This window comes from Neisseria subflava (assembly GCF_003044935.1).
Classification (GTDB): Bacteria; Pseudomonadota; Gammaproteobacteria; order Burkholderiales; family Neisseriaceae; genus Neisseria; species Neisseria subflava_E.
On record NZ_POXP01000001.1, the window covers coordinates 455641 to 481720 of the forward strand.

29 protein-coding genes are annotated in these 26080 nt (G+C 45.9%); 5 read left to right on the plus strand and 24 right to left on the minus strand.

Annotated features, from left to right (window positions below):
- Positions 1 to 2: 2 nt before the first annotated feature.
- The gene (locus tag DBY95_RS02210) at positions 3 to 197 is read right to left on the minus strand and encodes a hypothetical protein (RefSeq protein WP_070632972.1); all 195 of its coding nucleotides are present in this window, start codon (positions 195 to 197) and stop codon (positions 3 to 5) included.
- Between the two features lie 186 nt (positions 198 to 383).
- Here DBY95_RS02210 and DBY95_RS02215 point away from each other — a divergent pair, with 186 nt between their 5' ends.
- Together DBY95_RS02215 and DBY95_RS10725 are read left to right on the plus strand one after the other, a co-directional pair.
- Positions 384 to 2012, plus strand: a complete 1629-nt coding sequence (locus tag DBY95_RS02215; protein ID WP_003683571.1) for an ABC-F family ATPase — start codon at positions 384 to 386, stop codon at positions 2010 to 2012.
- A 185-nt stretch (positions 2013 to 2197) separates the two neighbouring features.
- Positions 2198 to 4666: a calcium-binding protein gene (locus tag DBY95_RS10725; RefSeq protein WP_107723227.1), complete on the plus strand. Its 2469-nt coding sequence runs from the start codon at positions 2198 to 2200 to the stop codon at positions 4664 to 4666.
- An 89-nt stretch (positions 4667 to 4755) separates the two neighbouring features.
- Here the strand turns inward: DBY95_RS10725 and DBY95_RS02225 are convergent, their stop codons facing one another.
- A complete protein-coding gene (locus DBY95_RS02225) occupies positions 4756 to 5973 on the minus strand; it encodes a D-alanyl-D-alanine carboxypeptidase family protein (protein WP_107723228.1) in 1218 nt (405 codons plus the stop codon).
- A 203-nt stretch (positions 5974 to 6176) separates the two neighbouring features.
- On the opposite strand from DBY95_RS02225, the gene ilvA reads away from it, so the two are divergent.
- The gene (gene ilvA, locus DBY95_RS02230) at positions 6177 to 7700 is read left to right on the plus strand and encodes a threonine ammonia-lyase, biosynthetic (RefSeq protein ID WP_107723229.1); all 1524 of its coding nucleotides are present in this window, start codon (positions 6177 to 6179) and stop codon (positions 7698 to 7700) included.
- Between the two features lie 59 nt (positions 7701 to 7759).
- On the opposite strand, the gene trmB is transcribed toward ilvA, so the two are convergent.
- From trmB to DBY95_RS02245, 3 genes are all read right to left on the minus strand, one after another.
- The gene (gene trmB, locus DBY95_RS02235; RefSeq protein WP_107723230.1) at positions 7760 to 8476 is read right to left on the minus strand and encodes a tRNA (guanosine(46)-N7)-methyltransferase TrmB; all 717 of its coding nucleotides are present in this window, start codon (positions 8474 to 8476) and stop codon (positions 7760 to 7762) included.
- A 137-nt stretch (positions 8477 to 8613) separates the two neighbouring features.
- Positions 8614 to 9270, minus strand: a complete 657-nt coding sequence (locus tag DBY95_RS02240) for a response regulator (protein ID WP_003680203.1) — start codon at positions 9268 to 9270, stop codon at positions 8614 to 8616.
- Positions 9267 to 11027 carry a histidine kinase gene (locus DBY95_RS02245; RefSeq protein ID WP_107723231.1) on the minus strand — a complete coding sequence of 587 codons (1761 nt, stop codon included), beginning with the start codon at positions 11025 to 11027 and terminating at the stop codon, positions 9267 to 9269. Before DBY95_RS02245 ends, DBY95_RS02240 begins: the two co-directional genes overlap by 4 nt.
- Positions 11028 to 11287: 260 nt before the next feature.
- Here DBY95_RS02245 and mobA point away from each other — a divergent pair, with 260 nt between their 5' ends.
- A complete protein-coding gene (gene mobA / locus DBY95_RS02250; protein ID WP_063068994.1) occupies positions 11288 to 11869 on the plus strand; it encodes a molybdenum cofactor guanylyltransferase MobA in 582 nt (193 codons plus the stop codon).
- A gap of 124 nt (positions 11870 to 11993) precedes the next feature.
- On the opposite strand, the gene DBY95_RS02255 is transcribed toward mobA, so the two are convergent.
- The 4 genes from DBY95_RS02255 to DBY95_RS02270 form a co-directional block, all read right to left on the minus strand.
- Positions 11994 to 12833 carry an NAD-dependent epimerase/dehydratase family protein gene (locus DBY95_RS02255; RefSeq protein WP_107723232.1) on the minus strand — a complete coding sequence of 280 codons (840 nt, stop codon included), beginning with the start codon at positions 12831 to 12833 and terminating at the stop codon, positions 11994 to 11996.
- A gap of 41 nt (positions 12834 to 12874) precedes the next feature.
- Complete coding sequence (locus tag DBY95_RS02260; protein WP_063075737.1) at positions 12875 to 13357, minus strand: DUF2269 family protein; 483 nt, start codon at positions 13355 to 13357, stop codon at positions 12875 to 12877.
- The gene (locus tag DBY95_RS02265; RefSeq protein WP_107723233.1) at positions 13354 to 13743 is read right to left on the minus strand and encodes a DoxX-like family protein; all 390 of its coding nucleotides are present in this window, start codon (positions 13741 to 13743) and stop codon (positions 13354 to 13356) included. The genes DBY95_RS02260 and DBY95_RS02265 overlap by 4 nt, the downstream gene beginning before the upstream one ends.
- 262 nt (positions 13744 to 14005) lie before the next feature.
- Positions 14006 to 14524: a GbsR/MarR family transcriptional regulator gene (locus DBY95_RS02270; protein ID WP_107723234.1), complete on the minus strand. Its 519-nt coding sequence runs from the start codon at positions 14522 to 14524 to the stop codon at positions 14006 to 14008.
- A gap of 244 nt (positions 14525 to 14768) precedes the next feature.
- Between DBY95_RS02270 and ygiD the strand changes: the two genes are divergently transcribed.
- Entirely contained in the window at positions 14769 to 15554 is a 786-nt protein-coding gene (ygiD, locus tag DBY95_RS02275) for a 4,5-DOPA dioxygenase extradiol (protein ID WP_107723235.1), read from the plus strand.
- 260 nt (positions 15555 to 15814) lie between these two features.
- On the opposite strand, the gene DBY95_RS02280 is transcribed toward ygiD, so the two are convergent.
- The 15 genes from DBY95_RS02280 to DBY95_RS02345 all read right to left on the minus strand — a co-directional run bounded on the left by DBY95_RS02280 (position 15815) and on the right by DBY95_RS02345 (position 26033).
- A complete protein-coding gene (locus DBY95_RS02280; RefSeq protein WP_107723236.1) occupies positions 15815 to 16123 on the minus strand; it encodes a TrbM/KikA/MpfK family conjugal transfer protein in 309 nt (102 codons plus the stop codon).
- An 80-nt stretch (positions 16124 to 16203) separates the two neighbouring features.
- Positions 16204 to 16725 (minus strand): DUF4189 domain-containing protein, encoded by a 522-nt coding sequence (locus tag DBY95_RS02285; RefSeq protein ID WP_107723237.1) that lies wholly within the window; start codon positions 16723 to 16725, stop codon positions 16204 to 16206.
- 51 nt (positions 16726 to 16776) lie between these two features.
- Entirely contained in the window at positions 16777 to 17343 is a 567-nt protein-coding gene (locus tag DBY95_RS02290; protein WP_107723238.1) for a type IV secretion system protein, read from the minus strand.
- A 45-nt stretch (positions 17344 to 17388) separates the two neighbouring features.
- Entirely contained in the window at positions 17389 to 17697 is a 309-nt protein-coding gene (locus DBY95_RS02295) for a TrbM/KikA/MpfK family conjugal transfer protein (RefSeq protein WP_107723239.1), read from the minus strand.
- 81 nt (positions 17698 to 17778) lie between these two features.
- Positions 17779 to 18288, minus strand: coding sequence for a DUF4189 domain-containing protein (locus DBY95_RS02300; protein WP_107723240.1), 510 nt, complete (start codon positions 18286 to 18288; stop codon positions 17779 to 17781).
- 57 nt (positions 18289 to 18345) lie between these two features.
- Positions 18346 to 18630 carry a hypothetical protein gene (locus DBY95_RS10545; RefSeq protein ID WP_159068462.1) on the minus strand — a complete coding sequence of 95 codons (285 nt, stop codon included), beginning with the start codon at positions 18628 to 18630 and terminating at the stop codon, positions 18346 to 18348.
- On the minus strand, positions 18611 to 18901 hold the full coding sequence (locus DBY95_RS02305; RefSeq protein ID WP_107723241.1) for a type IV secretion system protein: 291 nt from the start codon (positions 18899 to 18901) through the stop codon (positions 18611 to 18613). Before DBY95_RS02305 ends, DBY95_RS10545 begins: the two co-directional genes overlap by 20 nt.
- A gap of 45 nt (positions 18902 to 18946) precedes the next feature.
- Positions 18947 to 19258 carry a TrbM/KikA/MpfK family conjugal transfer protein gene (locus tag DBY95_RS02310; protein ID WP_107723242.1) on the minus strand — a complete coding sequence of 104 codons (312 nt, stop codon included), beginning with the start codon at positions 19256 to 19258 and terminating at the stop codon, positions 18947 to 18949.
- Positions 19259 to 19313: 55 nt separating this feature from the next.
- Positions 19314 to 19829, minus strand: coding sequence for a DUF4189 domain-containing protein (locus DBY95_RS02315; protein ID WP_107723243.1), 516 nt, complete (start codon positions 19827 to 19829; stop codon positions 19314 to 19316).
- Entirely contained in the window at positions 19829 to 20425 is a 597-nt protein-coding gene (locus DBY95_RS02320; protein WP_107723244.1) for a type IV secretion system protein, read from the minus strand. Before DBY95_RS02320 ends, DBY95_RS02315 begins: the two co-directional genes overlap by 1 nt.
- A gap of 44 nt (positions 20426 to 20469) precedes the next feature.
- A complete protein-coding gene (locus DBY95_RS02325; RefSeq protein ID WP_107723245.1) occupies positions 20470 to 20778 on the minus strand; it encodes a TrbM/KikA/MpfK family conjugal transfer protein in 309 nt (102 codons plus the stop codon).
- Positions 20779 to 20859: 81 nt separating this feature from the next.
- Complete coding sequence (locus tag DBY95_RS02330; protein WP_107723246.1) at positions 20860 to 21387, minus strand: DUF4189 domain-containing protein; 528 nt, start codon at positions 21385 to 21387, stop codon at positions 20860 to 20862.
- Between the two features lie 61 nt (positions 21388 to 21448).
- Positions 21449 to 22579 carry a type IV secretion system protein gene (locus DBY95_RS02335; RefSeq protein ID WP_107723247.1) on the minus strand — a complete coding sequence of 377 codons (1131 nt, stop codon included), beginning with the start codon at positions 22577 to 22579 and terminating at the stop codon, positions 21449 to 21451.
- 94 nt (positions 22580 to 22673) lie between these two features.
- On the minus strand, positions 22674 to 23456 hold the full coding sequence (locus DBY95_RS02340) for a hypothetical protein (RefSeq protein WP_107723248.1): 783 nt from the start codon (positions 23454 to 23456) through the stop codon (positions 22674 to 22676).
- Positions 23457 to 23582: 126 nt separating this feature from the next.
- Entirely contained in the window at positions 23583 to 26033 is a 2451-nt protein-coding gene (locus tag DBY95_RS02345) for a VirB4 family type IV secretion/conjugal transfer ATPase (RefSeq protein ID WP_107723249.1), read from the minus strand.
- Between the last annotated feature and the right edge of the window lie 47 nt (positions 26034 to 26080).

Below are 26080 nucleotides of genomic sequence, written 5' to 3' on the forward strand. Positions count from 1 at the left end.
CCTTAAAACCATTTCCACCAAACAAACAAAGCCGCAATCATGATGATGTTGGCGAAGAGGATGGGTTTCCACTGTCTGGGTGCGCGTCGTAATTCAGTGCCAGATCGCGTGCGGCGGATATAGAAAAACGGGCTGAGCAGCATAGAGGCGGCACATACCAAGATAATCACGGCGTAATAGATTTTGTGCGTTTCCATATCGTTTCTCCGTTTTAGACGGCCTGAAATGCTGACTACAACGCATTTTTGTGTGAAGCGCTGCCTGTTTTCATCTTAACATCGAAATTGGGCACATTCGCCATGGCCTCAATCCTGAGGTCTTTGCAAAAATATGCTACAATCGCGTCCGATTATAACATTCTATTTATAAAGGTTTTACGAATAATGATTTCTACCAACGGCATCACCATGCAGTTCGGCGCAAAGCCGCTGTTTGAAAACGTATCCGTCAAATTCGGCGAAGGCAACCGTTACGGCTTGATCGGCGCCAACGGCTCAGGCAAATCCACCTTCATGAAAATCCTCGGCGGCGATTTGGAACAGACTGCCGGCGAAGTCGCGATTGAAAACGGCGTGCGTTTGGGTAAATTGCGCCAAGACCAGTTTGCCTACGAAGACATGCGCGTGCTGGATGTGGTGATGATGGGTCACACCGAAATGTGGGCGGCAATGACCGAACGCGACGCGATTTACGCCAATCCCGAAGCTACTGAAGACGATTACATGAAAGCCGCAGAACTGGAAGCCAAGTTCGCCGAATACGACGGCTACACCGCCGAAGCACGCGCTGCCGAATTGTTGAGCGGCGTGGGCATTTCTGAAGATTTGCACAATGCGACCATGGCAGAAGTTGCCCCAGGCTTCAAACTGCGCGTATTGCTGGCGCAAGCCCTGTTCTCCAAACCAGACGTATTGCTCTTGGACGAACCGACCAATAACTTGGATATTAATACTATCCGCTGGTTGGAAGGCGTGTTGAACCAATACGACTCCACCATGATTATCATCTCGCACGACCGTCACTTTTTGAACGAAGTCTGCACCCACATGGCGGATTTGGACTACAACACCATCACCATCTATCCGGGCAACTACGACGACTATATGCTCGCTTCCGCCCAATCGCGTGAGCGCGCCCTGAAAGACAACGCCAAAGCCAAAGAGAAACTGCAAGAGCTGCAAGAGTTCGTCGCCCGCTTCTCTGCCAACAAATCCAAAGCTCGTCAGGCAACCAGCCGTCTGAAACAGGCAGACAAAATTAAATCGGAGATGGTCGAAGTCAAACCTTCTACCCGTCAAAACCCATATATCCGTTTTGAAGCCGACGAAAAAGCCAAATTGCACCGTCAGGCTGTGGAAGTTGAAAAACTGGCCAAACGTTTTGAAACCCAGTTGTTTAAAAACCTGAACTTCATCCTTGAAGCAGGCCAACGCCTTGCCATCATCGGCCCGAACGGCGCAGGTAAATCCACCTTGCTGAAACTCTTGGCAGGCGCGTACAACCCCGAATATTCAGACGGCCTGTTGCCGGACGAAGGCACCATCAAATGGGCGGAAAAAGCCAGTGTCGGCTACTATCCGCAAGACCATGAAAACGACTTCGACGTCGATATGGACCTGAGCGAATGGATGCGCCAATGGGGACAGGAAGGCGACGACGAACAAGTCATCCGCGGCACTTTGGGCCGCTTGCTCTTCGGCAGCAACGATGTCGTGAAAAAAGTGAAGGTTCTCTCCGGTGGCGAAAAAGGCCGTATGCTTTACGGCAAACTGTTGCTGTTGAAACCCAATGTCTTGGTTATGGACGAACCGACCAACCACATGGACATGGAAAGCATCGAATCCTTGAACATGGCGCTGGAAAAATACAACGGCACGCTGATTTTCGTCTCACACGACCGTCAGTTTGTATCTTCATTGGCTACCCAAATCATCGAATTGGATGGCAAAGGCGGATATGAACACTACCTGGGTGATTACGAAAGCTATCTGGAGAAAAAAGGCTTAGTTTAAGCTCATACTGATAACCTATTAAGGTATTGAAATGCCGTCTGAAAACCGTTGTGTTTTCAGACGGCATTTTTTTCTTTATCAAACTTAATAATAGATTACTGAACTTTTATGCTAATTTTATGACCAATAGGAGCTTGTATCGTAGATTAATTTAAAAATACAATATTTTTGAAGGAATATATCAAATGGTAGACCTTAAAACTGTAGTGCCAAACGCTTCCCAATATGGTGCAAAACTTGCCTACACGACTTATGAGGCAGAACAAGGCGAGTTGAAGAACGGTATCGTTGAGAACCACTCTTCTTCTAAAGAAACAGATCGCGCAACTGCCCGTGAAGCAAGCGGTCAGGCATATGTCGATTTGCCGACCAATGCGTCCGTTTCATTTATTGCGCAAGCAGAAGCCAATGCCGCAACCATCCGTTATACCGTTCCTGACGGTGAAAGCGGTAAAGTAGAAGTCAAAGTCAATAATACAGTGATCGGTACTTTGGATTTATCTTCCAAATCCAACTGGCAATATTTGGATAACTATACATATCATCCGAATGACGATATTAAAGTTCATGATACGCCTGCGGCAGATAGGCTTGCCCGCTTCCAATTTGACGAAGTCAGCCAATTATTTAAAGATGCCCATATCAATAAAGGAGATACAGTTACTATCACTAATCTCGACAGCACGCCCGTAGGCATTGACTTGGTTGACTTGGAAAAGGCACCGGACGCCATTAGACAGCCTGAAAACAGTGTCAGCATTACTGATTTCGGCGCAATTGCCAATGACGGCTCGGATGATTACCAAGCATTTATGGCTGCGATTGAATCTGCAAAAGCGTCTAAAAAATCTGTTTACATTCCTGAAGGTCAATTTGATTTTTCACGACCGATTTCTCTTTATGTTCCTGATGGCATTAAGATTACCGGTGCAGGGCAATGGCACACTAAGTTACATTTTTTGAATACTGAAGCTGCTAAATACGATGATAATGGGTATGTGAGCGGTGGTGGCGGTATTACTTTTGAGCCCGGTAGTAAAGATATAGATTTGGGCAATCTCTCTATGGATTCAAATCTAAATTCAAGACATGATGAGAAAGCCAATTATAAAGGGATATCCGGCACTTTAGGTACTGGCTCTTCTATTCACGATATCAAAATTGAACATTTTGAAGTAGGTGTTTGGATTGGGGATTATTCTAAAAACAAACCTTTAAATTACACCGATGGTTTGACTATCTCCAATGCCACTATTCGTAATAACTTTGCAGACGGCGTTAACTTTGCCCAAGGTACCAGTAATTCCACCGTTATCAATTCCAATATCCGCGGCAATGGTGATGATGGCTTAGCAACATGGTCAAGTCATCATGAGAATACCAATGCCCATGTTGCTGAAAATAACCGCTTTTTGAATAATACCGTTGAATTAGGCTGGCGTGCAGCAGGTATTGGTATCTTTGGCGGTAAAGGTCATGAAGTAGCCAATAACCTTATTAAAGATAATGCCAATTGGGGTGGCGTACGCTTAAACACTGTATTCAAAAACAGCCATAATTTTGATTTCAATGATACGGGTATTTCCGTTCATGATAACTTGCTGGTAAACAATGGGACTAATACGGACACATATGGTCGTGTTAAAGGTTCTATAGATTTGGAAGAAGGCAGGGATTATGCTACTCCAGAAAATGTTATTTTGGGAGAACTCAACAATATCAAAATTGAAAATAACACTATTGTGAATAATCTTTCCGACCAAGAGATTACTAAAACCCGTAATCCTAAAGAAGGCAATATTCCGGAGCCTGTAAACGAGACTACATTAACCATCGAAAATAATCATAGCCTTTCGGTAGCAGAAAATACTTCTGCAAAAAATGTAGCGGAAATAGATGATCACAGTCTTACCCAAGCTGCGAATCATTTAGGTGCTGATAATATCATCACAATTACAGACAGCAGCCATGCTCTTGTCAGCGGCGGCGATGGCAATGACCGTATCAGAGGCGGTTTGGGCAATGATACGATTAACGGTGATTCAGGTGATGACATCATTTTCGGCTATGGTGGAGATGACCGTCTTAATGGCGGTCTTGGTAACGACTCTGTACATGGAGGCAATGGCAACGATACTTTATGGGGCGAAAGTGGCAATGACCGTTTGAATGGCGGCGATAGTAACGACGTTTTGTTCGGCGGACAAGGAACCGATTACTTGGTAGGCGGTAAGGGTGCCGATACTTATGTTTTCAGCCTTGGAGAAGGTAAGGATACGATTACCGATAATGTGGGCGAACATAATGCACTGCAATTCGGCCAAAATATCTCTGTTAATGACCTGCATATTGATGCCATCACTGATGTTCGAGGTAATATCGATTGGAAAATTACCATCAAGGGATCAGAAGGGGACAGCATAACCATCAATGACCAATTCGTTTCCGGTAAAACTGATGCTGTGATTGATACCTTCCGTTTCGATGAAGGTACATTGAGCCTGCAAGAGTTGATGGGTAGGTTGTCAGGTAATGGCAATATCAGTAATTTGTCAGACGTCAATACGCATACTGACCGCATGAGCTACTCGTCTGTCGATACGGTTGATGTTCACGATGACACAGCATCTACCGCCAACGCTGGAATTATCTAATTAGCTGTCTTTTAGGCTGAATAAAGGCCGTCTGAAATCTAGAAAATAGGTTTCAGACGGCCTTTATTTATGTTTTGATAGAAAGAGGATTAACTGAATAAACCTTTAAACCACAACACAATCGCGTCCCACATACGGCGCAACCAGCTGCCTTCTTCCACGCCGGTTAGGGCGACGACGTCTTTTTCGGCAATGACTTTGCCGTCTTTCATGACTTTCAGTTTGCCCAATACTTGGCCTTTTTCAATTGGGGCGAGGACAGGCTGAAGTGTTTCTAAGATAGGTTTGACGTTTTTGCCGGTATCGTGGGGGATGGTAATGTAAACATCGTCCAAGAAACCGATGTCTACGGCTTTGGTGCTGCCTTTGTAAACTTTGACTTGGGAAATTACTTCTCCGCCGTTATAAAGTTTGGGTGTATCAAATGCCTGTAACGCCCAGTTGAGCAGTTTGCTGCTTTCACTGGCGCGCGCTTCGGTAGATTCGGCACCGGCAAGGATGGAAACAATACGGCGGTTGTTGCGTTTGCTGGAAGCGGCGAGATGGTAGCCTGCGCCTTCAGAATAGCCGGTTTTCAAACCGTCGATACTGCTGTCGCGATAGAGCAGAAGATTGCGGTTGGGCTGCTCGATATTATTGTATTTGAAAGATTTATTTGCAAATAAAGGATAATATTTCGGATAGTCATTAATGAGCGCGGCTGCCAAGATGGCAAGGTCGCCAACGGTTGAAACATGGCCGTTAGAAGAAATACCGGTCGGGTTGTTGAAGTGGGTGTGCTTCATGCCCAAGCGTTTTGCTTCTTCATTCATTTGTTTGACGAATTCGTCGATAGAGCCGTTGCCGATGGCTTCTGCAAGGGTAATGGCGGCATCGTTGGCCGATTGGATGGTTGTACCCTTAATCAAGGAGCTGACGCTGACAGGAACTTTCGGATCAAGGAACATGCGCGAACCTTCGACTTTCCATGCGGCATTGGAAACGGTCAGCATTTGGCTTGCTTCAAGTGTACCGTTTTCCAGTGCTTTAAAGGCAAGGTAGGCGGTCATCATTTGCGTCAACGCGGCTGGCTCGATAGGTGTATCGGCATTATTGGATGCCAAGGTTTGCTTGCTGTGCAGGTCGGTAACGATATAGGCCGTCGCCGCAATTTCCGGCGGCGTTGTCGGGCTGTTTATGCTGTGCAGCAGCGGCTGCGTTTGAGCCTCGCTTTGTACGGCAGGTGCAGATGCAACCGGGTCGGCAGCGAGGGCAGGAGTATTCAAGAGGGCAGCAAAAATTAAGCTAAGTAGCGTTTTTTTCATCATTATTTGTGGATTTGAATATGAGTGGATACTGTTATGAAGCAAACAGTTTGGCATATTAAATAGATATTAAGCGGACATTATACCGTCTCATTTAGGCTTTGCTAAGATTTTTCTTGCCTTCAGACGGCCTCAGGGGTATGGTTTTAACTTTTTCCTCAGGCCGATTCGGTCGAATGACAATTTATTTTCGAACACTGAATACCATGAACCATCCTCTTCCTCTTTCCGATTATCTAACCCGTATTTTGACCGCTTCCGTTTATGATGTGGCCGTAGAAACGCCTTTAGATTTGGCACGCAGTCTGTCAGGTCGTCTGAACAATCAGGTTTTGCTCAAACGTGAAGATTTGCAGCCGGTGTTTTCGTTCAAAATCCGTGGTGCGTACAACAAAATGGCGAAGCTGCCTAAAGAAGCCTTGGATTGTGGCGTGATTGCTGCCAGCGCGGGCAACCATGCGCAGGGTGTGGCTTTATCGGCGCAGTATTTGGGTTGCCGCGCCGTCATCGTGATGCCGGAAACAACGCCTAAAATCAAAATTGACGCGGTAAAGAGCCGAGGCGGCGAAGTGGTATTGAAAGGCGTGTCTTACAACGATGCCTATGATTATGCGATGGAGTTGGCAGAAAAGGAAAAACTGACCTATATCGCGCCATTTGATGATCCTGACGTAATTGCCGGTCAGGGAACCATCGGCATGGAAATCCTCCGTCAACACCGCAATATCAATGCGATTTTTGTTCCGATTGGCGGCGGCGGTTTGGCAGCAGGCGTAGCGGCATTTATCAAACAGGTTTGTCCTGAGATTAAAGTCATTGGCGTGCAAACCGATGATTCTTGCTGTATGAAGCAATCGGTCGAGGCTGGAGAAATCGTACATTTGAAAGATGTCGGCCTGTTTTCAGACGGCACGGCTGTTAAAGTAGTGGGCGAGGAAACCTTCCGCCTATGTAAAGAGCTGTTGGACGAAATTATTACGGTCAATACGGATATGTTGTGCGGCGCGATTAAAGATATTTTTGACGATACGCGCAGCATTACCGAACCTGCAGGCGCATTGGCGCTTGCCGGCTTGAAGGCTTACGTTGCGAAAAACAATATCCAAGGTCAAAACCTGGTTGCCGTCACCAGCGGCGCCAACATGAACTTCCACCGTTTACGCCACGTTTCAGAGCGCAGTGAGCTGGGCGAGGGTAACGAAGGCATTTTCGCCGTTACCATTCCCGAAGAAAAGGGCAGCTTCCTCAAGTTTATCAATTTGTTGGGAAGCCGGAACATTACTGAGTTCAACTATCGCTACGGCAGCGATAAAAATGCGCATATTTTTGTCGGCTTGCAAACCGCCGGTGCGCAAGACTTGGCCGTCATTAGTGAACAACTGACTGAAGCAGGCCTGCCCAATGTCGATTTGACCAATGATGAAATCGCCAAAATCCATATCCGTTACATGGTCGGCGGCCGTACGGAAAAAGTAGCCAACGAACGTTTGGTCAGCTTTGAATTTCCTGAACGCCCGGGTGCGTTGTCCCGTTTCTTGAACCATATGCGTGCCGAATGGAATATTACCTTGTTCCATTATCGCAATCATGGTGCGGACTACGGCCGTATTTTGGTCGGTATCGATGTACCTGAAAGCGACAATGAGGCTTTTGCCGACTTCTTGGATAGCTTGGGTTATGTCTATAAAGAGGAAACCGACAATCCGGCCTATAAACTTTTCTTGGCTTAATCAGTAAGATAAAAGGCCGTCTGAAATTTTTCAGACGGCCTTGTGTTTTATGTTTGGCTTTATTTCTTACGGAATACCAAGTCCCAAACGCCATGACCCAACCGCTTGCCTCGGGCTTCAAATTTGGTTTCAGGACGATAATCAGGCGTAGGGGCGTAATCGGCAGCCGTGTTTTGCAAAGCGTCGAAACTGCTCAAAACCTCCAGCATTTGCACGGCGTATTCTTCCCAGTCGGTCGCCATATGGACATAGCCGCCGCTTTTGAGTTTGGGCAGCAGCTTTTCAACAAACGGCACTTGTACCAAGCGGCGTTTGTTGTGGCGCTTTTTGTGCCAAGGGTCAGGGAAGAAAATATGAATGCCGTCTAAAGAACCGTCTTCCAGCATCTTTTCCACTACTTCCACCGCATCATGACGCATTACGCGGATGTTGGAAATGTGTTCTTCCTCAATCAGTTTCAAGATATTGCCCACGCCCGGGCCGTGAACATCAATCGCTAAAAAGTCGGTATTGGGCAGACGTTTGGCGATTTCCACCGTTGCGACACCCATACCGAAACCGATTTCCAAAACTTTAGGGTTGTCCCGTCCAAAAGTGCGGTTCAAATCTAAAGGGGCTTCTTGGAAGTCCACACCGAATTGCGGCCACATCGTATCAATGGCGCGCTGTTGGGCCGCGGTCATATGGCCTTGGCGCAAGACAAAACTGCGGATACTGCGTTTGTGTTCTTCTGGAACGGTATTTTCGGGTGTATTTTCTGGAATATTTTCGGACATGTTGTTTTAAATCAGTGGGAAATCAAATAAAAAGGCCGTCTGAAAGAATCAGACAACCCTGCATATAAATCGGCGTGATTATAGCGAATAAACACTTTTCCTGAAACCTTTTAAAAAGAAGGTTTCAGACGGCCTGATTAAGACAATACCGGTTGCGGTACTTTGTGTTGCACCGCATAAACCGCTGCTTGAACGCGGCTGCTTAGGTTCAACTTGCGCAACAGGTTTTGCACATGCACTTTGACGGTTGACTCTGCCAAGTTCAAATGACGGGCAATGATTTTGTTGCTGTGTCCGGCGGCAAGATAGCCCAAGATTTCCATTTCGCGCGGGGTCAGTTGCTCCAGCAGATGGTCTGAGCGGGAAGGAGATGGAGAAATCAGCGATTGCACCAAGCGGCTGGTCATTTCCGGAGAGAAGACATTGTCGCCATCGACGGCTTTGCGAATGCTTTCCAACAGGAAGTCGGCATTGATGTTTTTCAGCAAAAAGCCTTTTGCGCCCATACGCATACATTCGGTCAAGTCGTCACTGTCTTCGGAAACAGTCAGCATGATGACGGTCAGTTGCGGATTGATGCTCAGAATTTGAGCCAATGCTTCGCGGCCGTTCATGACCGGCATATCTAAGTCCAGCAAAACCACATCAGGCTTGAGCTGCTCAACCATTTTTACGCCGGCCAGGCCGTCTGAAGCTTCGCCGACGACTTCAAAATCAGGCTGGCGCGAAAGCAAAGCCTTGATACCGCTGCGAAATAGGGTGTGGTCGTCAATAAGGGTAATTTTAATCGTCATGATGCTGTTCTCATTTGTTGCGGCAAAGTCAGCATAACCGCCGTACCTTGCCCAATCTGCGATGTAATGGCCAATTCTGCGTTAATCCGTTGGGCCCGTTCCTGCATAATGCCCAAGCCGACATGTTCGCCTGAAGGCCGGTTTGATAGGTGTTCTTTATTAAAGCCTGCGCCGTCGTCCCGAATCGTCATGACAAAATCGCCGTGGTTAGCAATTTCGACGCTGACATGTTGCGCACGCGCGTGCTTCCGGATATTGGACAGGCTTTCCTGCAAGATGAAGATGATTTGCAAATGCTCATCATAATTCAAAGCCTGCCCGTCGTCCTGCCATTTTAAATCAACTGGAATACCGGTTTGTCGTTCAAAACGCGCCAGCAGCGATTCTACCGCTTCAGGGAAATCTTTATTACTGATTTTGGTGCGGAAATTCATCAGAAGTTCGCGTACGTCTTCGTAGCATTCCTGCACGCCGTCTTTAATGAAGCCGATATTTTCTTCTGCCTGCTCGCGTTGGTTTGAAGCAAACGCGCTTTCCAACATTTGCACCTGCAAATTCAAAAAGGTCAGGGCTTGTGCAATGCTGTCATGCAAACCTTGTGCAATCAAGTTGCGTTCTTGCAAGACAGCAAGCAGGCGGCGTTCTTGTTCCATGCGGTTGTTGGCGATGGAAATCCCCAGCTGCCCGCTTAAAGTCTGCAACAATTTTTCGTCTTGCTCATCAGGCATATGGCCGTCTGAAAAATACAGGGTCAGTACGCCGAGCTGTTCGTCTTGATAAACGATCGGAAATTCTACACGATTTCCCTCTTCGGTTTCACCGACACTTGCCGCCAAGTCAGAGCGTTTGCGTTCTTCATCGGAAAGATATACTGTACCGCCCAAAGCGGAAAACGCCGGCAGAATCTGAGCCAAAAATTCTTCTGCGGCCTGTTGCGGCGTAAAGGTTTGGTGCAGGTTGCGCGTAGTCTGGTAGAGCAGGGTCAAGTCACGGTTTTGCCGGGCCAAGTCTTGGGTTTGTTGGGCAACCTGTCCTTCTAAATCCGTATAAAGCGTTTTCAGACGGCGGCTCATTTGGTTGAAGCCCTTGCTGACTTGGGCGAATTCACGAATTTGGTCTGTATCGATTTGTACCCCGAAACGACCTTCGCTGATGGTTTCTACCCCGTCGCGCAATTTTTCCAGCGGCCGGATGATCCACGAATAATGCCAAACAATCATCAAGCCGGCAGCCACTAAAATCATCAACATCATCGCCATTTGAAAACGGCGCAGCCACAAAGTATTTTGCTCGTTGGCGTTTTCCATCGCTTGTAAAAACAGCTCGATATTGCCGGCAAAACGGTATAGGCCGATTTGGGTCGGCCGCTCGTAATGTTGCAAAGAAGGCTTGATGTTGGATTCCCAATCAATCAACAGCATCGATTGGATCAAATCGTAAGCCAGCGGCATTTGTGACGGAATCAGCGGATGAATGGCATCGCTTTGCGTTACATTGGCCAGCGTACGTTCAAATTCTTTGATTTGGTTGTCAATTTGCGCATTGGGCGTACGGACGCTTGCCATATAAGCCAAACGATATACCTGCATTTTCAAGCTGCCCGCATCTTCAATCGTTTTGGCCGCGCTTTCCAAACGCCAAGAAAGCAGCAGGGTAAAGGCAATCGACAAAAAAGCCGAGCCGACCCATAACACAGTCAGTAGTTTTAAACGCGAGGACAGGCTCAGGCCGTCTGAAGATCCGGAGAATAAATGCATAAAGCACGCAGGAAGACTAATCCGATAATCTTATAAAAATATCATTCTTTCGGCCTATAAACAACCTGTCTAAAATAATTGTATGGTTATGATAAGAAAAAACAGGGGTTTAATGTAAAATCATGTTATGATAAAATTCATCTTAAGTGAATTAAATCACAAAATCAGGTTTCAGACGGCCTGAAGCCTTAAAAACTTATTCCATAAATACAACATCGCGAATAACACTTACACACTCTGCTTTGCAAAGGACTACCAAAATGAAAATTTTTGCACTGATATTGGCCGGCGGGCAGGGAAGCCGGATGGGAGGTGTCGATAAAGGGTTGGTGCAATGGCACAACAAAGCCTTGATAGACCACGTTATCGAAAAAATCCGCCCGCAAGTCAGCCATATCGCCATCAGTGCCAACCGCAATCTCGAATCCTACGCCCAACGCAGCGCACACGTTTTCTCCGATGCGCGTCAATGGCAACATTACGGTCCTTTAGCCGCCTTATGTACTGCCGCCAACGATTTACAAATTGCCACTGCCGATTGGCTGCTTATCGTCTCCTGCGATATGCCTCGCCTGCCTGAAAACTTGGTTTCCCAGTTTGAGACCATCGCCAAACGCACGCCGTTGTGCAATGCATTTTACGTTGAAACCCCGTCCAGACCGCATTACAGCGTGATGTTTATCCGTCCGCAAATCCTGCAAAGCACCGTGCCATACCTTTATTCAGGAATGCGCAGCATCCGCGGCTGGTTGCAACAACAGCGCGCGCGGGTTGTCCATTTCCCTCATGAGCAGGATTTTATCAGCTACAACACGGAAAACGATTTGGCCCAGCCTTTGTAGCTGGGTAGGTAGAAGCAATAAGCTTCTGATGAACTGAATTGTTTTGCAATAAAGTATTTTATAAAAGCTTTAGGCCGTCTGAACAACAGACGGCCTTTGTTTTGTCATTTTAAAGTTAAATGAATTATAGGCAACCAGCAAAGTTTTCTGTTGCCAATGGTTCCCTGCCTAGTAAAGCTGCAAAATCAGAATAGTCAGCGCATGAGCCTTGCTTGAGTAGGGCAAAGCTGTTTCGGCTGATAATGCCGTTGCTGAGGATGTTTGCCAACGGCAGCGCTGGCTCAAGCAGGCGTAGGGGAACGGACAGAATACGTTGTGGCGGTTTATGGTTCAGGGTTTGGCGGATGGTGGTCAGGTATTCCGCCAAAGTCAGTGTTTTGCTGCCGGTCATATTGATGATGCTATAGTCGGTGTCGGTTTGGATGGCAAGTTTGGCTAAACCTTCGGCAACATCGGCAAGGTGTACAGGCTGTAAATGAAAGCGACCGGCTTCCGGTAAGGGAAGTAAAGGGAGGCGGGCTAGTTTGATGAATAGCTCGCAACTGGTTCCTCCTCGTCCGTAAACGACGGATGGTCTGGCTATGGCAATCGGTATGCCGCTTTGGGCGATGGCATCATCTCCACGCCCTTTGCTGCCGACAAAGTTGATGGATTGAGATGGATCGGCACCCAGTGCGGATAGTTGCACCCAGCGTTTTATACCTGCTGCTTTTGCCCATGCGGCGAGCCGTTTGGGCGTGTGGTGGTGTACGGTTTCGAGTATTTCGGCATGACGGCTCATGATACCGATGCAGTTGATGAGGACATCTTGCCCTTCCAATAAACGGCGTGCGGCGGTTTCGTTGGGATGAAGAAAGTCGAAGGCGCGGCGGTCGGGCGTGCAAACTTGGTGACCTTGTTCTTTGAGGATTTGAACGGTACGGCTGCCAATAAAGCCGCTGCCTCCGAAAATAATGATGTTCATATGCTTTTCTTTATATTGTTAATAAGGCCGTCTGAAAACCTTTAAATCGGTTTCATCACCATCAGGAAGTAAATCACGATAGTGGCGCAAAAGGCAGGGTAGCCGAGCAATTCCCAGCGTCTGGCGTAACGCCAGTAGGGCTCCGGAATGGTGTCTGCGTTTTCTTTGTGCGCTTTTTCGGCAATTTTTGCCATGCGGATTTGCAGCCAAACAACAGGCAGCCAGCAAATGCCTGAAAAAATGTATAAGGCCAGCGTCATCCATACCCAATTTTGTTCCAGCATGGTGGCAACAGTGTAGCCTCGTTCATACAGCATCCATAAGCCAGATAAGGGTTGGAAAATGACGGCGGGGGTTGTAAACCACCAATCTGCTTTGATGACCCAATGTGAGACGACCGACTGCGCGGCAACCGAACCGCTGCGGTTTGCCCAAAAGAGGTAAAACGCTGTACCAAAACCGGTACCGACCATTAAGGTAGCCGAGATGATGTGCAGGGTTTTAACGATTAAATAGGTATTCATTTTTTATCTCCTACGGATTGATACAAGAAAAATAAAGTAGCCATAATCGGCAGGTTTTTTACCAAAGGCGCAAATGGATGTGCCCACATTTCGGGCAGCCCGAAGGCGATAATCAGGCTGTATTCCGCGACGGTTATCAATTGCAGCAGCCATACTGATGAATGGGAACGAAGGCGGCTGAAGCATAAAAAAGCAAAACCAATGTCCAGCAGAGAAGCGGCGATTAATGTAGGCCATTGCAACGGATTGGGAATACCGACCGAATGTAGCAAATCCAATGACATTTCAGGCATGAAAAACAGAGGTTGGGTACCGCTCCAGAGCCATAGCAGCCCCATTGAGTAAGGCAGGTAGGCGGGAGTTGTGTGTGTAGTGTTGCCGGACATATTGGTTTCCTAATTTCATTTTGGTTTGTTTATATTTTAGTCTGTTATTTCTAAAATTTCTGTTAAAAGAGAAATTATAGGGTAAAAAATTTTAGATAGGTTTCTAGATTGTTTCCTTAGGAGGGAAATCCATATCCAGTGATTCAAAATCTACCAAAGAATATCAAGCTTCAGATAAACATGCCCATGCAAGGCTGCCATGAGCATGTTTCCATATCCTAAATAGCATTGGCTATGTTTATTGAGAACAAGTCCATTGCCATCATCGGAAAAATTTTTGTATTCCAGCGCCTATTTTCAAAATTTTTACCATGGTTGAAGTAGAAAGCTTCAGCATTTCATTTGCCCACATGGTCAGCGTACTGATGAAATCATGGGTTTGTCGGATTCGCTGCTTGGCAGTTTCATTTTCCTGACTAAATTCAGGGCTGTCGATCAGGCTTTGCAAAAATTGCCGCGTCGGTTCGATTTCACGCTGCATACGCACTTCTGCAATGGTACGGAACAAAGTCCAGACATCATCCGAAGTTTCAAAATGATCGCGCCTATCGCCCAGGATATGCACGTTATGCACCAGTCTCAGGTTTTGCAGCTCTTTGATGCTGTTGCTGACATTGGAGCGCGCTACGCCGAGCGTTTCGGTAATTTCTTCGGCGTTCATCGGTCTGCCTAAGATGTAGAGCAGGGCATGGATTTGTGCAACGGTACGATTGACACCCCATTTGGTACCCATTTCACCCCAATGGAGGATAAATTTTTCAGTGGTCGGATTCAGTTTCATAGTGATGGTATTCTATTTTTATCTTTTATTTCTGTCAATACAGAAATAAAGAAATTTTTGGCCGTCTGAAATAAAATGTTCAGACGGCCTTTTATATAAATCCTTATCCTACATATTCTCTCAGAAGCTCAAGCCCCTATCAGTCATGATTTCTTATCAGTAAAAGATGTTGTTCGTAAACCGGTATTTTTTGAATAAAAATTTATCCGTACAATCCGCTGTATCCGATAACGAGGAGTAAATCATGAAAAAAATGCCTGTATTGTTTGTTGGGCATGGCAGCCCGATGAATGTGTTAGATAAAGAAAACCCGTTCAATCAGAATTTCAGCCTAATTACGCAAAAGTTTGCCAAACCAAAAGCCATTTTGATGATTTCAGCGCATTGGTACAGCAGCCGTTTGCAGGTGACATCAGGTAAACACCCTGAAATGATTTACGATTTCTACGGCTTTCCTGAAGAGCTCAGCCAAATGCAATATCCCGCGCCCGGTTCGCCCGAGTTGGCGGAGCAAGTGAAGTCATTATTACAGCCGGAAAATGTCGAGTTGAACCCAACGCGTGGTTTTGATCATGGCGCATGGGCGGTGTTGAAATTTCTCTATCCCGATGCCGATATTCCCGTAGTGCAACTGAGCCTTAACCGTTTGCAATCGGCGGAATGGCATTTCAACTTGGCGAAAAAATTATCTGCTTTACGCGAACAAGGCGTGTTGATTATCGGCAGCGGCAATATTGTGCATAATCTGAGGGCGATAAGCTGGGAACATATCGATCAAATCGGTGCAGGATATGACTGGGCGTTTGCTTTCCGTGAAACGGTCAATCAGGCGATTGCGGTACAAGATAATGAAACTCTGGTGCATTATGAGCAGCTGGGCGAAAAGGCCGAGCTTTCTGTACCAACGCCGGATCATTACTTACCGTTGCTGTACATCATGGCATTACGCGAACCGCAAGACAAGATTACATTTTTCAACGATAAGTTGATTGCAGGATCGCTCAGCATGACGTCGGTTTTGGTGGGATAAAAAGGGAAGAATCAGAACAAAACAAACTATTCTGTATTTGTTCGAGCTACTTTGCAGATGGTGCCGAATTATTTCAGACGGCATTTTATATCTATATAAAAGCCTTAACCTATATCAGTAAAGATGAAATTAAGCCTGTAAGTTTAGAATATAAATAATTTGAACAGAATATGAGGTTGTATTTGAAAAATTTTAAAATTTAACCCATTTTGAGAAGAGAAAAGGCCGTCTGAATTTCAGACGGCCTTTGTGTAGATAGATTATCGATGTACGACTATTTCGATAATGGGTGCAATCTCTTTGTCACGGGAAGCAGGACACTGCTGGAGGAAGCGGCGGCGGGCGCTGATGGTGTCTTGCGCGTATTTGTGCTGAATGGAATAGAACCTGTGCAGTGCAGGGTTGCATTCTTTAGGCGGCGTACCCGGAGAAGTCAGGCAGGTAATGGCCTCGCAGGCATATTTTTTATCGCCTGTCAGCAGCTTGCCGGCAATATCTGAAGCATTGACTACAGGCATAGAAAACGGCAGCAGGGCTGTGGTTAAAACAAAAATGGATAAATTTTTCATTGTGTCGTACTCGTTAAAATAGAATTGGGATTAGAGGAGGGCATCAAAGACCGTCTGAACAACAGACAGCTTTTGGTCTATTAGAATTTTGGCATAGAGCAGCCTTCAGGGGTAATAATTCTGCATTGTAAAGCTCCACGTTTTTGACATTTTCTTAATGCCTCCGCTTCAGCCATACCCGGGGGGGTTACGGCAAAAAAAGCTGAACCATCTTTTGCTTGAGCAACAGCGATACAGCCATTACGAACCCAGGCTCTAACTTTACACGGTTTATTTGTTCCACCTTCTTCGCAGGTTTTAATGGCCAGCTTTTTTGCAGCCTCAAGTGAATCCATCTCAAGTGCGCCACCTGAAATACCTGTTTTAGGATTGATTGCCCATGCTCCGTATTTTGAAGGAACATTGATATTGACAACACTTGGTTGGCTCTGAGTGTAACCGTTATTCGAAGATTGTGGTCTTCCTACGTTATATAGAATCTGTCGACCCGAACTATCGATAATGCGACAGGTACCTGTTGCAGGCTGATATTCTCCGCCACAACCGTTAGCATAAATATTCAGGCTAACTAGCCCTAATAGTACTAAAAGCAATTTTTTCATTACAAATCCAATCTTTTATTTTTTCAAATTTAATATTTGAATGTAGAAATACTAGGATGGTTTATTTACTTGGCTGGGTTGTTTCATGGCATCGGTAGATGTACTTCCTGTCTGCTGGATACCACCAGTTGTCCATGTATTTCGTGAATTTGAATCATAATTATCATTATTGACTGAATTGCCATCTCGATTCTGAACATTATGATTAGTCTGCTGCTGTTGGCTATTCATACCCGGCGGTGTTGCAGGCTGACCATTTCCCCAACCCTGCATTGCATTGTATCCGGAGTAGGATGCCATGATACCGTTAAACCACATGCCTGCCATAGGCGGTACGGTAATCAGCAGGGTGGAGAGCATCAAACCCAAGCCCAGCTGCTGGGTAACGGTTTCCATAATGCCGGTTGTGCCGCCTTCACCGATGACGGTTGCCACAAATTTGCCGGCTGCCGCGCCGCCGAATAAGTGGCCCACCAAGTCCATGGAAATCTCCGCCATAACGCCGAGCAAGACGCTGGAGAAGATAGTAGCTAATCCGAAGTATAGCCATTTTTGGAACAGCGGAGCGGTTCTTTTAAACAGGAGGCACAAAATAAAAATAGGTGCGAAAACGACTATTTATAAAAGGCCGTCTGAATTTCAGACGGCCTTTGTGCAGATAGATTATCGATGTACGACTATTTCGATAATAGGGGCAATCTCTTTATCACGGGAAGCAGGACACTGCTGGAGGAAGCGGCGGCGTGCGCTGATGGTATCTTGCGCGTATTTGTGGTGAATGGAATAGAACCTGTGCAGTGCAGGGTTGCATTCTTTAGGCGGCGTACCTGGAGAAGTCAGGCAGGTAATGGCCTCGCAGGCATATTTTTTATCGCCTGTCAGCAGTTTTCCGGCAATATCTGAAGCGTTGACTACAGGCATAGAAAACGGCAGCAGGGCTGCGGTTAAAACAAAAATGGATAAATTTTTCATCGTGTCGTACTCGTTAAAATTAAATTGGTAATTAGAGGGGGATATCAAAGGCCATCTGAACAACAGACAGCTTTGGGTTTATTAGAATTTAGGCAGAGAGCAAGTTTCAGGGAGAAAAATCTTACATCCATGAGCACCAGCATTCTGGCATCTTCTTAAAGCTTTTGTTTCGGTAAGTCCTGGTTCTGCTGCAACTGTGAATAGTCTTGATCTCCTGCCTTCATCTCCCTGTGCACTGGCAATACAACCATTTCTTGCCCATGCAAGTATTTTACATGGTGCATTACTTCCACCACGTTCACAAGTTCTGATGGCTTCTCTCTCCGCAGCAGCTCGGGAATCCATATCGAGTGCACCACCTGACATACCTGTTTTCATGTTCATGGCCAGTGCCATATATTTTGAAGGAACCTCGATATTAATAATTTCCGTAGGTTGATTTTGTTGATATTGACGAGACGACGTACAGTTGGGATTATAGCCATATTGACACAGCGCCGGATTGTTTTGCAATGCTCCTCTAGTTACGGGGTCAGCAGCATAAATATTCAGGCTTGTCAGTCCTAACAATACAAAAAGCAATTTTTTCATTATGAATCCAATCTTTTATTTTTTTTTAAATATTTTTAATATTTAAATGTAGAAATACTAGGATGGTTTACTTCCTTTGCCGGGTTGTCCGGGTTGTTTCATGGTATCGGTAGTTGTACTTCCTGTCTGGCTGTCACCAGTTGTCCACTTATAGCGTTGATCTAAGCCAACAGTTGCATTATCGGACGAATTACCAGCTGCATTCTGAACATTATAATTAGCTTGCCTGCTAGCACCACCATCCAAATGCGGCGGAACTTCTTGGCGATTTCCATTTCCATTGCCGATAACTGAGTAGGCGCTGAAGCTACCCATCACACCGTTAAACCACATACCTGCCATAGGCGGAGAGCATCAAACCCAAGCCCAGCTGCTGGGTAACGGTTTCCATAATGCCGGTTGTGCCTCCTTCGCCGATGACGGTTGCCACAAATTTGCCGGCTGCCGCGCCGCCGAATAAGTGGCCCACCAAGTCCATGGAAATCTCCGCCATGACGCCGAGCAGGACACTGGAGAAGATAGTAGCCAATCCGAAGTATAGCCATTTTTGGAACAGCGGAGCGGTTCTTTTGAACAGGAGGCATAAAATAAAGATGGGCGCGAAACCGACTATTTACAAAAGGCCGTCTGAATTTCAGACGGCCTTTGTGTCGATAGATTATCGATGTACGACTATTTCGATAATAGGTGCAATCTCTTTGTCACGAGAAGCAGGACACTGCTGGAGGAAGCGGCGGCGTGCGCTGATGGTATCTTGCGCGTATTTGTGGTGAATGGAATAGAACCGGTGCAGTGCAGGGTTGCATTCTTTAGGTGGCGTACCCGGAGAAGTCAGGCAGGTAATGGCCTCGCAGGCATATTTTTTATCGCCTGTCAGCAGCTTGCCGGCAATATCTGAAGCGTTGACGGCAGAGGCAGAAAACGGCATCAGGGCTGCGGTTAAAACAAAAATAGATAAATTTTTCATCATGTCGTACTCGTTAAAATAGAACGGAGAGATTAGGGGAAAGTATAGCGTATAAGAATTAGGGTAAAGAGCAACCCTCTGGCATTAAGATTCTACATTCTTTTGCGCCTGTATTAGTACAATTTTCCATAGCTGTTTGTTCGGAAACTCCTTGCTCAGCAGCACCGCCAATAATTATAGGAGTACCTTTTAAATTTCCTACGGCCGCAGCAATGCAACCATTTCTAACCCATTTAAGAATTTCACAAGAAGCTCCTTTACTACCTTTCTTACAACGTTTAATTGCTTCACTTCTTGCTTCTGCTAATGACCTATGGTTTAAAGAACCTGTAATATGACCAGCCTTTTTACTGATTGCTATAGCTCCGAACCTAGATGGGACGTGTACATCTACATATTCTATTTTCTTTTGTGGCTTAGCTACTTTTGATTGTGGAACATTATATAAAATTTGCCGACCAGAGCTATCAATAATACGACAAGTTCCAGTTGCAGGCTGATATTCGCCACCACAACCATTAGCATATATATTTAAGCTTGTTAAACTTAATATAATTAGAATCAGTTTCTTCATTACGAGTCTCCTTCTTTGGTTGTTTTTCTATTAGCTAATCCAATTTGTGTCTGTTCTTGAGTTTTTATAATATTAGTATTTGTAGGTTGCAAAGAATTCCCATATTCCGCCATTGTATATGGTGTAAAATTAGTCGAGTGATTAGAATTTTGAATCATTTTTTCACTAACCTGATTAGCTCTCTGTTCTACTTGTGATTGACTATTCATCCCCGGTGGCGTAGCAGGCTGACCGTTTCCCCAGCCCTGCATTGCATTGTATCCGGAGTAGGATGCCATGATACCGTTAAACCACATGCCTGCCATAGGCGGTACGGTAATCAGTAAGGTGGAGAGCATCAGACCCAAGCCCAGTTGTTGGGTAACGGTTTCCATAATGCCGGTAGTGCCGCCTTCACCGATGACGGTTGCCACAAATTTGCCGGCTGCCGCGCCGCCGAATAAGTGGCCCACCAAGTCCATGGAAATCTCCGCCATGACGCCGAGCAAGACGCTGGAGAAGATGGTAGCCAATCCGAAGTATAGCCATTTTTGGAACAGCGGAGCGGTTCTTTTGAATAGGAGGCACAAAATAAAGATAGGCGCGAAACCGACTATTTACAAAAGGCCGTCTGAATATCAGACGGCCTTTTGTAGATAGATTATCTATGTACGACTATTTCGATAATGGGTGCAATCTCTTTGTCACGAGAAGCAGGACACTGCTGGAGGAAGCGGCGGCGTGCGCTGATGGTGTCTTGCGCGTATTTGTGGTGAATGGAATAGAACCTGTGCAGTGAAGGGTTGCATTCTTTAGGCGGCGTACCCGGAGAAGTCAGGCAGGTAATGGCCTCACAGGCATATTTTTTATCGCCAGTCAGCAGCTTGCCGGCAATATCTGAAGCATTGACGGCAGAGGTAGAAAACGGTAGCAGAGCCGCTGTTAAAACAAAAATAGATAAGTGTTTCATCGTGTCGTACTCGTTAAAATTAAATTGGTAATTAGAGGAGGATATCAAAGGTCTTCTAAACAACAGACGGCTTTGAGTCTATTAGAATTTAGGTAGTGAGCAGCCCTCAGGCGTAGTAATTCTACATTGTACAGCTCCCGAAGCCTGACATTTCCTTAAGGCTGTCGGTTCTGCTTGACCAATAGAGGGTTCTGTTCCATAGAATGTTTTCAGTTTTTTGCCAGATTTTCCTTGAGCAACGGCGATACAGCCGTTCCTAACAGACACTCCAATTACACATGGTGCGTTACGCCCACCTTGCTCACAAGTTTTAATAGCTAGTTTCTTGGCAGCAGCAAGTGAATCCATTTCAATGGCACCAGCTGAAATACCTGTTTTAAGGTTGACTGCCCACGCCCCATATTTTGAAGGTACATTGATAACTTCTGTTTGACTCTGAGGAGAATTACTATTGGAAGATTGAGGCTTACCAACGTTATACAGAATTTGTCGGCCCGAGCTGTCAATAATACGACAGGTTCCAGTTGCCGGTTGGTATTCGCCGCCACAACCGTTGGCATAAATATTTAGACTAGTCAGTCCTAACAGTATAAAAAGAAATTTGTTCATTACACAGTCCAATCTTCTGTTTTATGAATATGAATATTTTTAATATTTAAATGTAGCAATGCTAGGATAGTTTATTCCTTTTGCCATGTTGTTCAGGTTGTTTCATAGCATCGGTAGTCGTATTTCCTGTCTGACTCCCACCTGTTGTCCACGTCTCGTGGTAATTGATGTTTGGCTGACTATTTTTGGACTCATGGGAGAAATTCTGCACATTATGACTAGCCTGCGCTTGTTGACTATTCATCCCCGGTGGCGTAGCAGGCTGACCGTTTCCCCAGCCCTGCATTGCATTGTATCCGGAGTAGGATGCCATGATACCGTTAAACCACATGCCTGCCATAGGCGGTACGGTAATCAGCAGGGTAGAGAGCATCAGACCCAAGCCCAGCTGTTGGGTAACGGTTTCCATAATGCCGGTTGTGCCGCCTTCACCGATGACGGTTGCCACAAATTTGCCGGCTGCCGCGCCGCCGAATAAGTGGCCCACCAAGTCCATGGAAATCTCCGCCATGACGCCGAGCAAGACGCTGGAGAAGATAGTAGCTAATCCGAAGTATAGCCATTTTTGGAACAGCGGAGCGGTTCTTTTGAACAGGAGGCATAAAATAAAGATGGGCGCGAAACCGACAAACAGGGAAATCGCGATACGGTACATGATGAGCATGGTGCCTGCCACGACGGCAGGACCTGCCGTACCTACTCCGGCAAACCATTTGGCTTCGGAAAGCTTATCTTCCAGATGATCATCATCTGCGGTATCGATGGCAGAAAGGCTAGATAGGACAAGTTGAGTTGTTTTCAGGTTTAAGTCGATTTTACAGCCGGTAATATAGGAGGTCTGTTCGGTCAGACACTCGCTGCCGAAATCGTTATTGCCATGCATAATTTGACTGATGCCATTGGCAAGATTATCAGTCAATACACGGACGCTAAAGCCACTGCCTAAGGAAACTCCAAGCGCAATGGCAATAACAACATAGTTTTTACCAAGGCTGAAAATAAATCCTTTGAGACCTTCCTGACTCCGGCCTGTTACGATCAGATAGCCCTGAATCATAATCCATAATGTCAGCAATGCCAAAACCATTGTAAGGGCGAGGTTTAAGTTTTTAGATAAGACTACTTCGGTAAAGTAGCCGATTCGCGCATAAAGATAGTCGCGAATGCCAGTATAAAGGAGTAAATCCATCATAATGAGAAGAGCTTTCGATTAATTTTTGTAAAACGATGAGATGATCGATTTGTCTGGGCCGTCTGAAACCGATCCGGTTCAGACGGCCTTATACTCAATTTGGTTTATAAATCGGTTTGATTTTGTTTTCGATTTTTCCCCTCTTTTCAACTTCCCTATTTGTTCTTTCTCTAAAGCGATCCGTAGCTTCAGTCAGTTTGCCGTATGTAACTCCTTTAGTGATGTTTTTGTTCAAACTGCTGCCGGTCAGCTGTTCTTTGGTCAGCATTTTGCGCATTGAGTTGTAATATGCAATCTGGCTGTCTAAAAATTCAATTTTGTTCTTGTACTGATTGTACTTGGCAATTACGGCATTTACTTGTATCTGTACATTGTTTTCGGCAGTTTCAGCTTTACCTGCCTGATTCGAGTAATTAAAACCTTTCGTGTCTTTAGACAAAGGGGTTGCAGCAGCCATTGAACTTGCTGATGTGCCTTGGGATTTTACTAAGCCATTGATTCTGTCAAAATCTTTTTTAAGATCGTCATCTATTTCAATCAAAAGGTCATATTTATTTTGTTCTAATTCTGTAATTTTTAGACAAATCGCACCCGAAGCAGGGTTGTCACGTTGTATTGCCCTACATTTTTTCTTGCGTCGTTCAAACATTCTTTTTACTTGAGAAGATTCTCGAACATTTGTATCTGCGCCTTTTAATTTGTCCAACCCCCCACGAGTGAGAGCGGATAATTGAGCCTGCCAGTTCATCAGCTGCTGGAAGGCATTGGTCATCGCTGCTCCATCAAATACAGGAATACCTGTTGCTGTTACGGATGTATTTCCCAGCATTCCTGCGCACACTAAAACTGCAGACAGTTTTCTCATTGTGTTTTTCATTTGCTTACAATCTTTCTTAAATTAAATTAAATTATTTAAACGTATCCAAGTTTTTTGTTTTTCAGTAAGGATCATCTGAAATACTTGCTGCTTTCAGACGGCCTTTGGGTTTATTCGTCTATACGACTAATCCGCGTTGCGCATCACATTGGCGCTTGCTTTCTTACCAGAACCCTTACGTTCATCGTAGAAGGTCTGTAACCAATCCTCCGGTCTTACCGCATCAATGCCGACACCAAGACGTTCGGCCGTTTTCTTGATGATGACGTCCATGATGTCGATGTTGTCGGTACTGGCGGAGATAACAGCCAATTCGTCGTCAAATCCGCGCAGGTTGAGCTGGCATACTGCGGAAGCATGGCCCTGTTTGACTAAGAAACAGCGGCTGCGCTCGTCCAGGCTTTTAATCACTTGGAACTCTGAGTCGGTCAGCTTCAGTCCATCGATGTAGTCTTTTTTATCTGCATTCGGATTTGGCAGCAGTATCATGGTAGCTGTCTGCTCAATCAGTGCTGCAGAAATATCGCTTTTGAGGGCGTCTTCCGGAGACTGGGTGGCAAAGATACCCATACCGTTTTGCTTACGGATGGTTTTTTGTTTGTTTTTGGCAAACTCTTTCAAGCCGCCTTCGCCATCAAGGATTTTCCAGAATTCATCCATGATGTAGATGAAGCGGCGACCATCGATAAGCTCTTCCATTCGATGGATAAGATAACCGATGACTGGATCGCGTACCTGTGGGTTTTCAATCACGTCGGTGTAGTCGAAGCCGATGATGTTGGCACCACTGAAGTCGATTTTGTCCTGAGGGTTATCAAAGACCCAGCCGAGACTGTTTCCTCTAGTCCATTTGCGGATATTGGCATAGAGGGAATCGTCGCCGGTATTGGGCAGCGATTTTTGGAAGTTAGAAATACTGCGCAGTGCCATTGGGGTATCAAGCATGGCTCGAACGGCGCGCAGGATATCGTCGTCTTCTGCTGCTGAATAGTGCGCCTTGCCACCTAATTGCTTCATAAGGCCACAGAGGAATTGGACATTTGCCTCTGTATTTTCGCATTGGAAGGGGTTGAAGCCGGTCGGCTGACCGCTTTCCAGCGCCATATAGGCACCACCACAGGCTCTGACGAAGATTTCGGCACCACGGTCTTTATCGAAGAAGAAGATAGTGGGTTTGGGATCGTATTTTTGTACCTGGCTGAGGAGGAAGTTGATAAGTGCTGTTTTACCGGTACCAGACTTACCAATAACCATAGTATTGGCAATGGCTTTTTCTCCTTCGGAATCTTCACCTTCGAGGGTTGCATGGAAGTTGAAATAGTAGGGCTGGCCATTGGTCGTCTGAAGAACGGTAACGCATTGCCCCCATGGATTGCCTTCACGTTTACCAGCGGCAAAGTTGTGAAGAGGACAAAGGCCCAAGAAATTTAACGATGAGAGATTGGCAATACGAGTGCGGTAGTTCCAGTTACCTGGAAGCTGGGCATAATATGCAGCGCAGACGGCCAAGTCTTCTTTGGTCGTTACGAAGCCTGCATTGGAAAGCTCGGCTCGGGCAGAGGCAATGTTTTGGGAAAGTTGCTCTTGGCTGTCGGCGTAGATAGCAAGGCTAAAATGGTAGCCGCCAAGAACGAAATTGCCGGATGCGAGCTGATCCATTGCATGGTCGAGTTCTGCAATTTGGGTAAAGGATTTGTCGCCGGAAGAGATCATCATGCCACGAGTGCGCTCGAGGGTTTTCATAGCATCGTATCGGCTCATTGGGCTGAAACTATGGGTGATGACGTATTCAACATCCAAATATTTGAGCCCGTTAAGCACGCCGGGATAGGTGCCGTCAGGGTATTCTTTAAGGTTGAGTATGGCACCGTAGTGGTTTTTACCCTCAGGAGTACGGACGATATAGTCGCCGGTTTTGGAAGAAAAGAGATGTCGACTAAGGGGTAAGTAGTTGTAAACTGGGGCTGGAAGTACGGGAACTGGCTCGTTAACGCGGTTAAGGATGTAACCGAAAAGTTCGAGGGTTTCAGAGAATACAGTCCCATTTTTACCTTCATACATACCAAGTCGGTATGGATGGTAGTCTTTGAGAACAGCCTCAAGGTTGGTTGCTAATTCATTTAGCATACCGATAGCTTGCTCCTGTTCGGCCTTCAGACGATCGATATTACCTGATTTATCAACAAACTTTTTGCCGTCAACAACTGGGCGATAAATCATGGTCAAGTAAAGCTCGTTGTTCATGAGCTTTTCTTTAGAAAGTCGGGAAAAATAGCGGTCGGAGAGGCTTTGATTGAAAGACTCTTGAAATTTTGGGCGCAAATCAATGCCGCGGTGGCGGCGAATGTCATGTACCCAGAAGGCAACATTGACATAGTCCGGAGCGCGCAAGGATTGGAGTAAACGATTAAATGTGTTGTGTTTGTGTTCGAGCTCCCATTCTTCTCGACCTACAAAAGGAAGGCCGGATAGGTGCCATGTTGTCAGGTAATCCCCCCCAGTGGTTTTGACAATGGTTGGGGAAACATGGGTGGAGAGGGATACGAATTGACTGATTGATGCGTCAGGAGTAAACATTTTATTTGTTTTTTGTGTTGAAATCGTCCGACAGACAAAAATGTCTG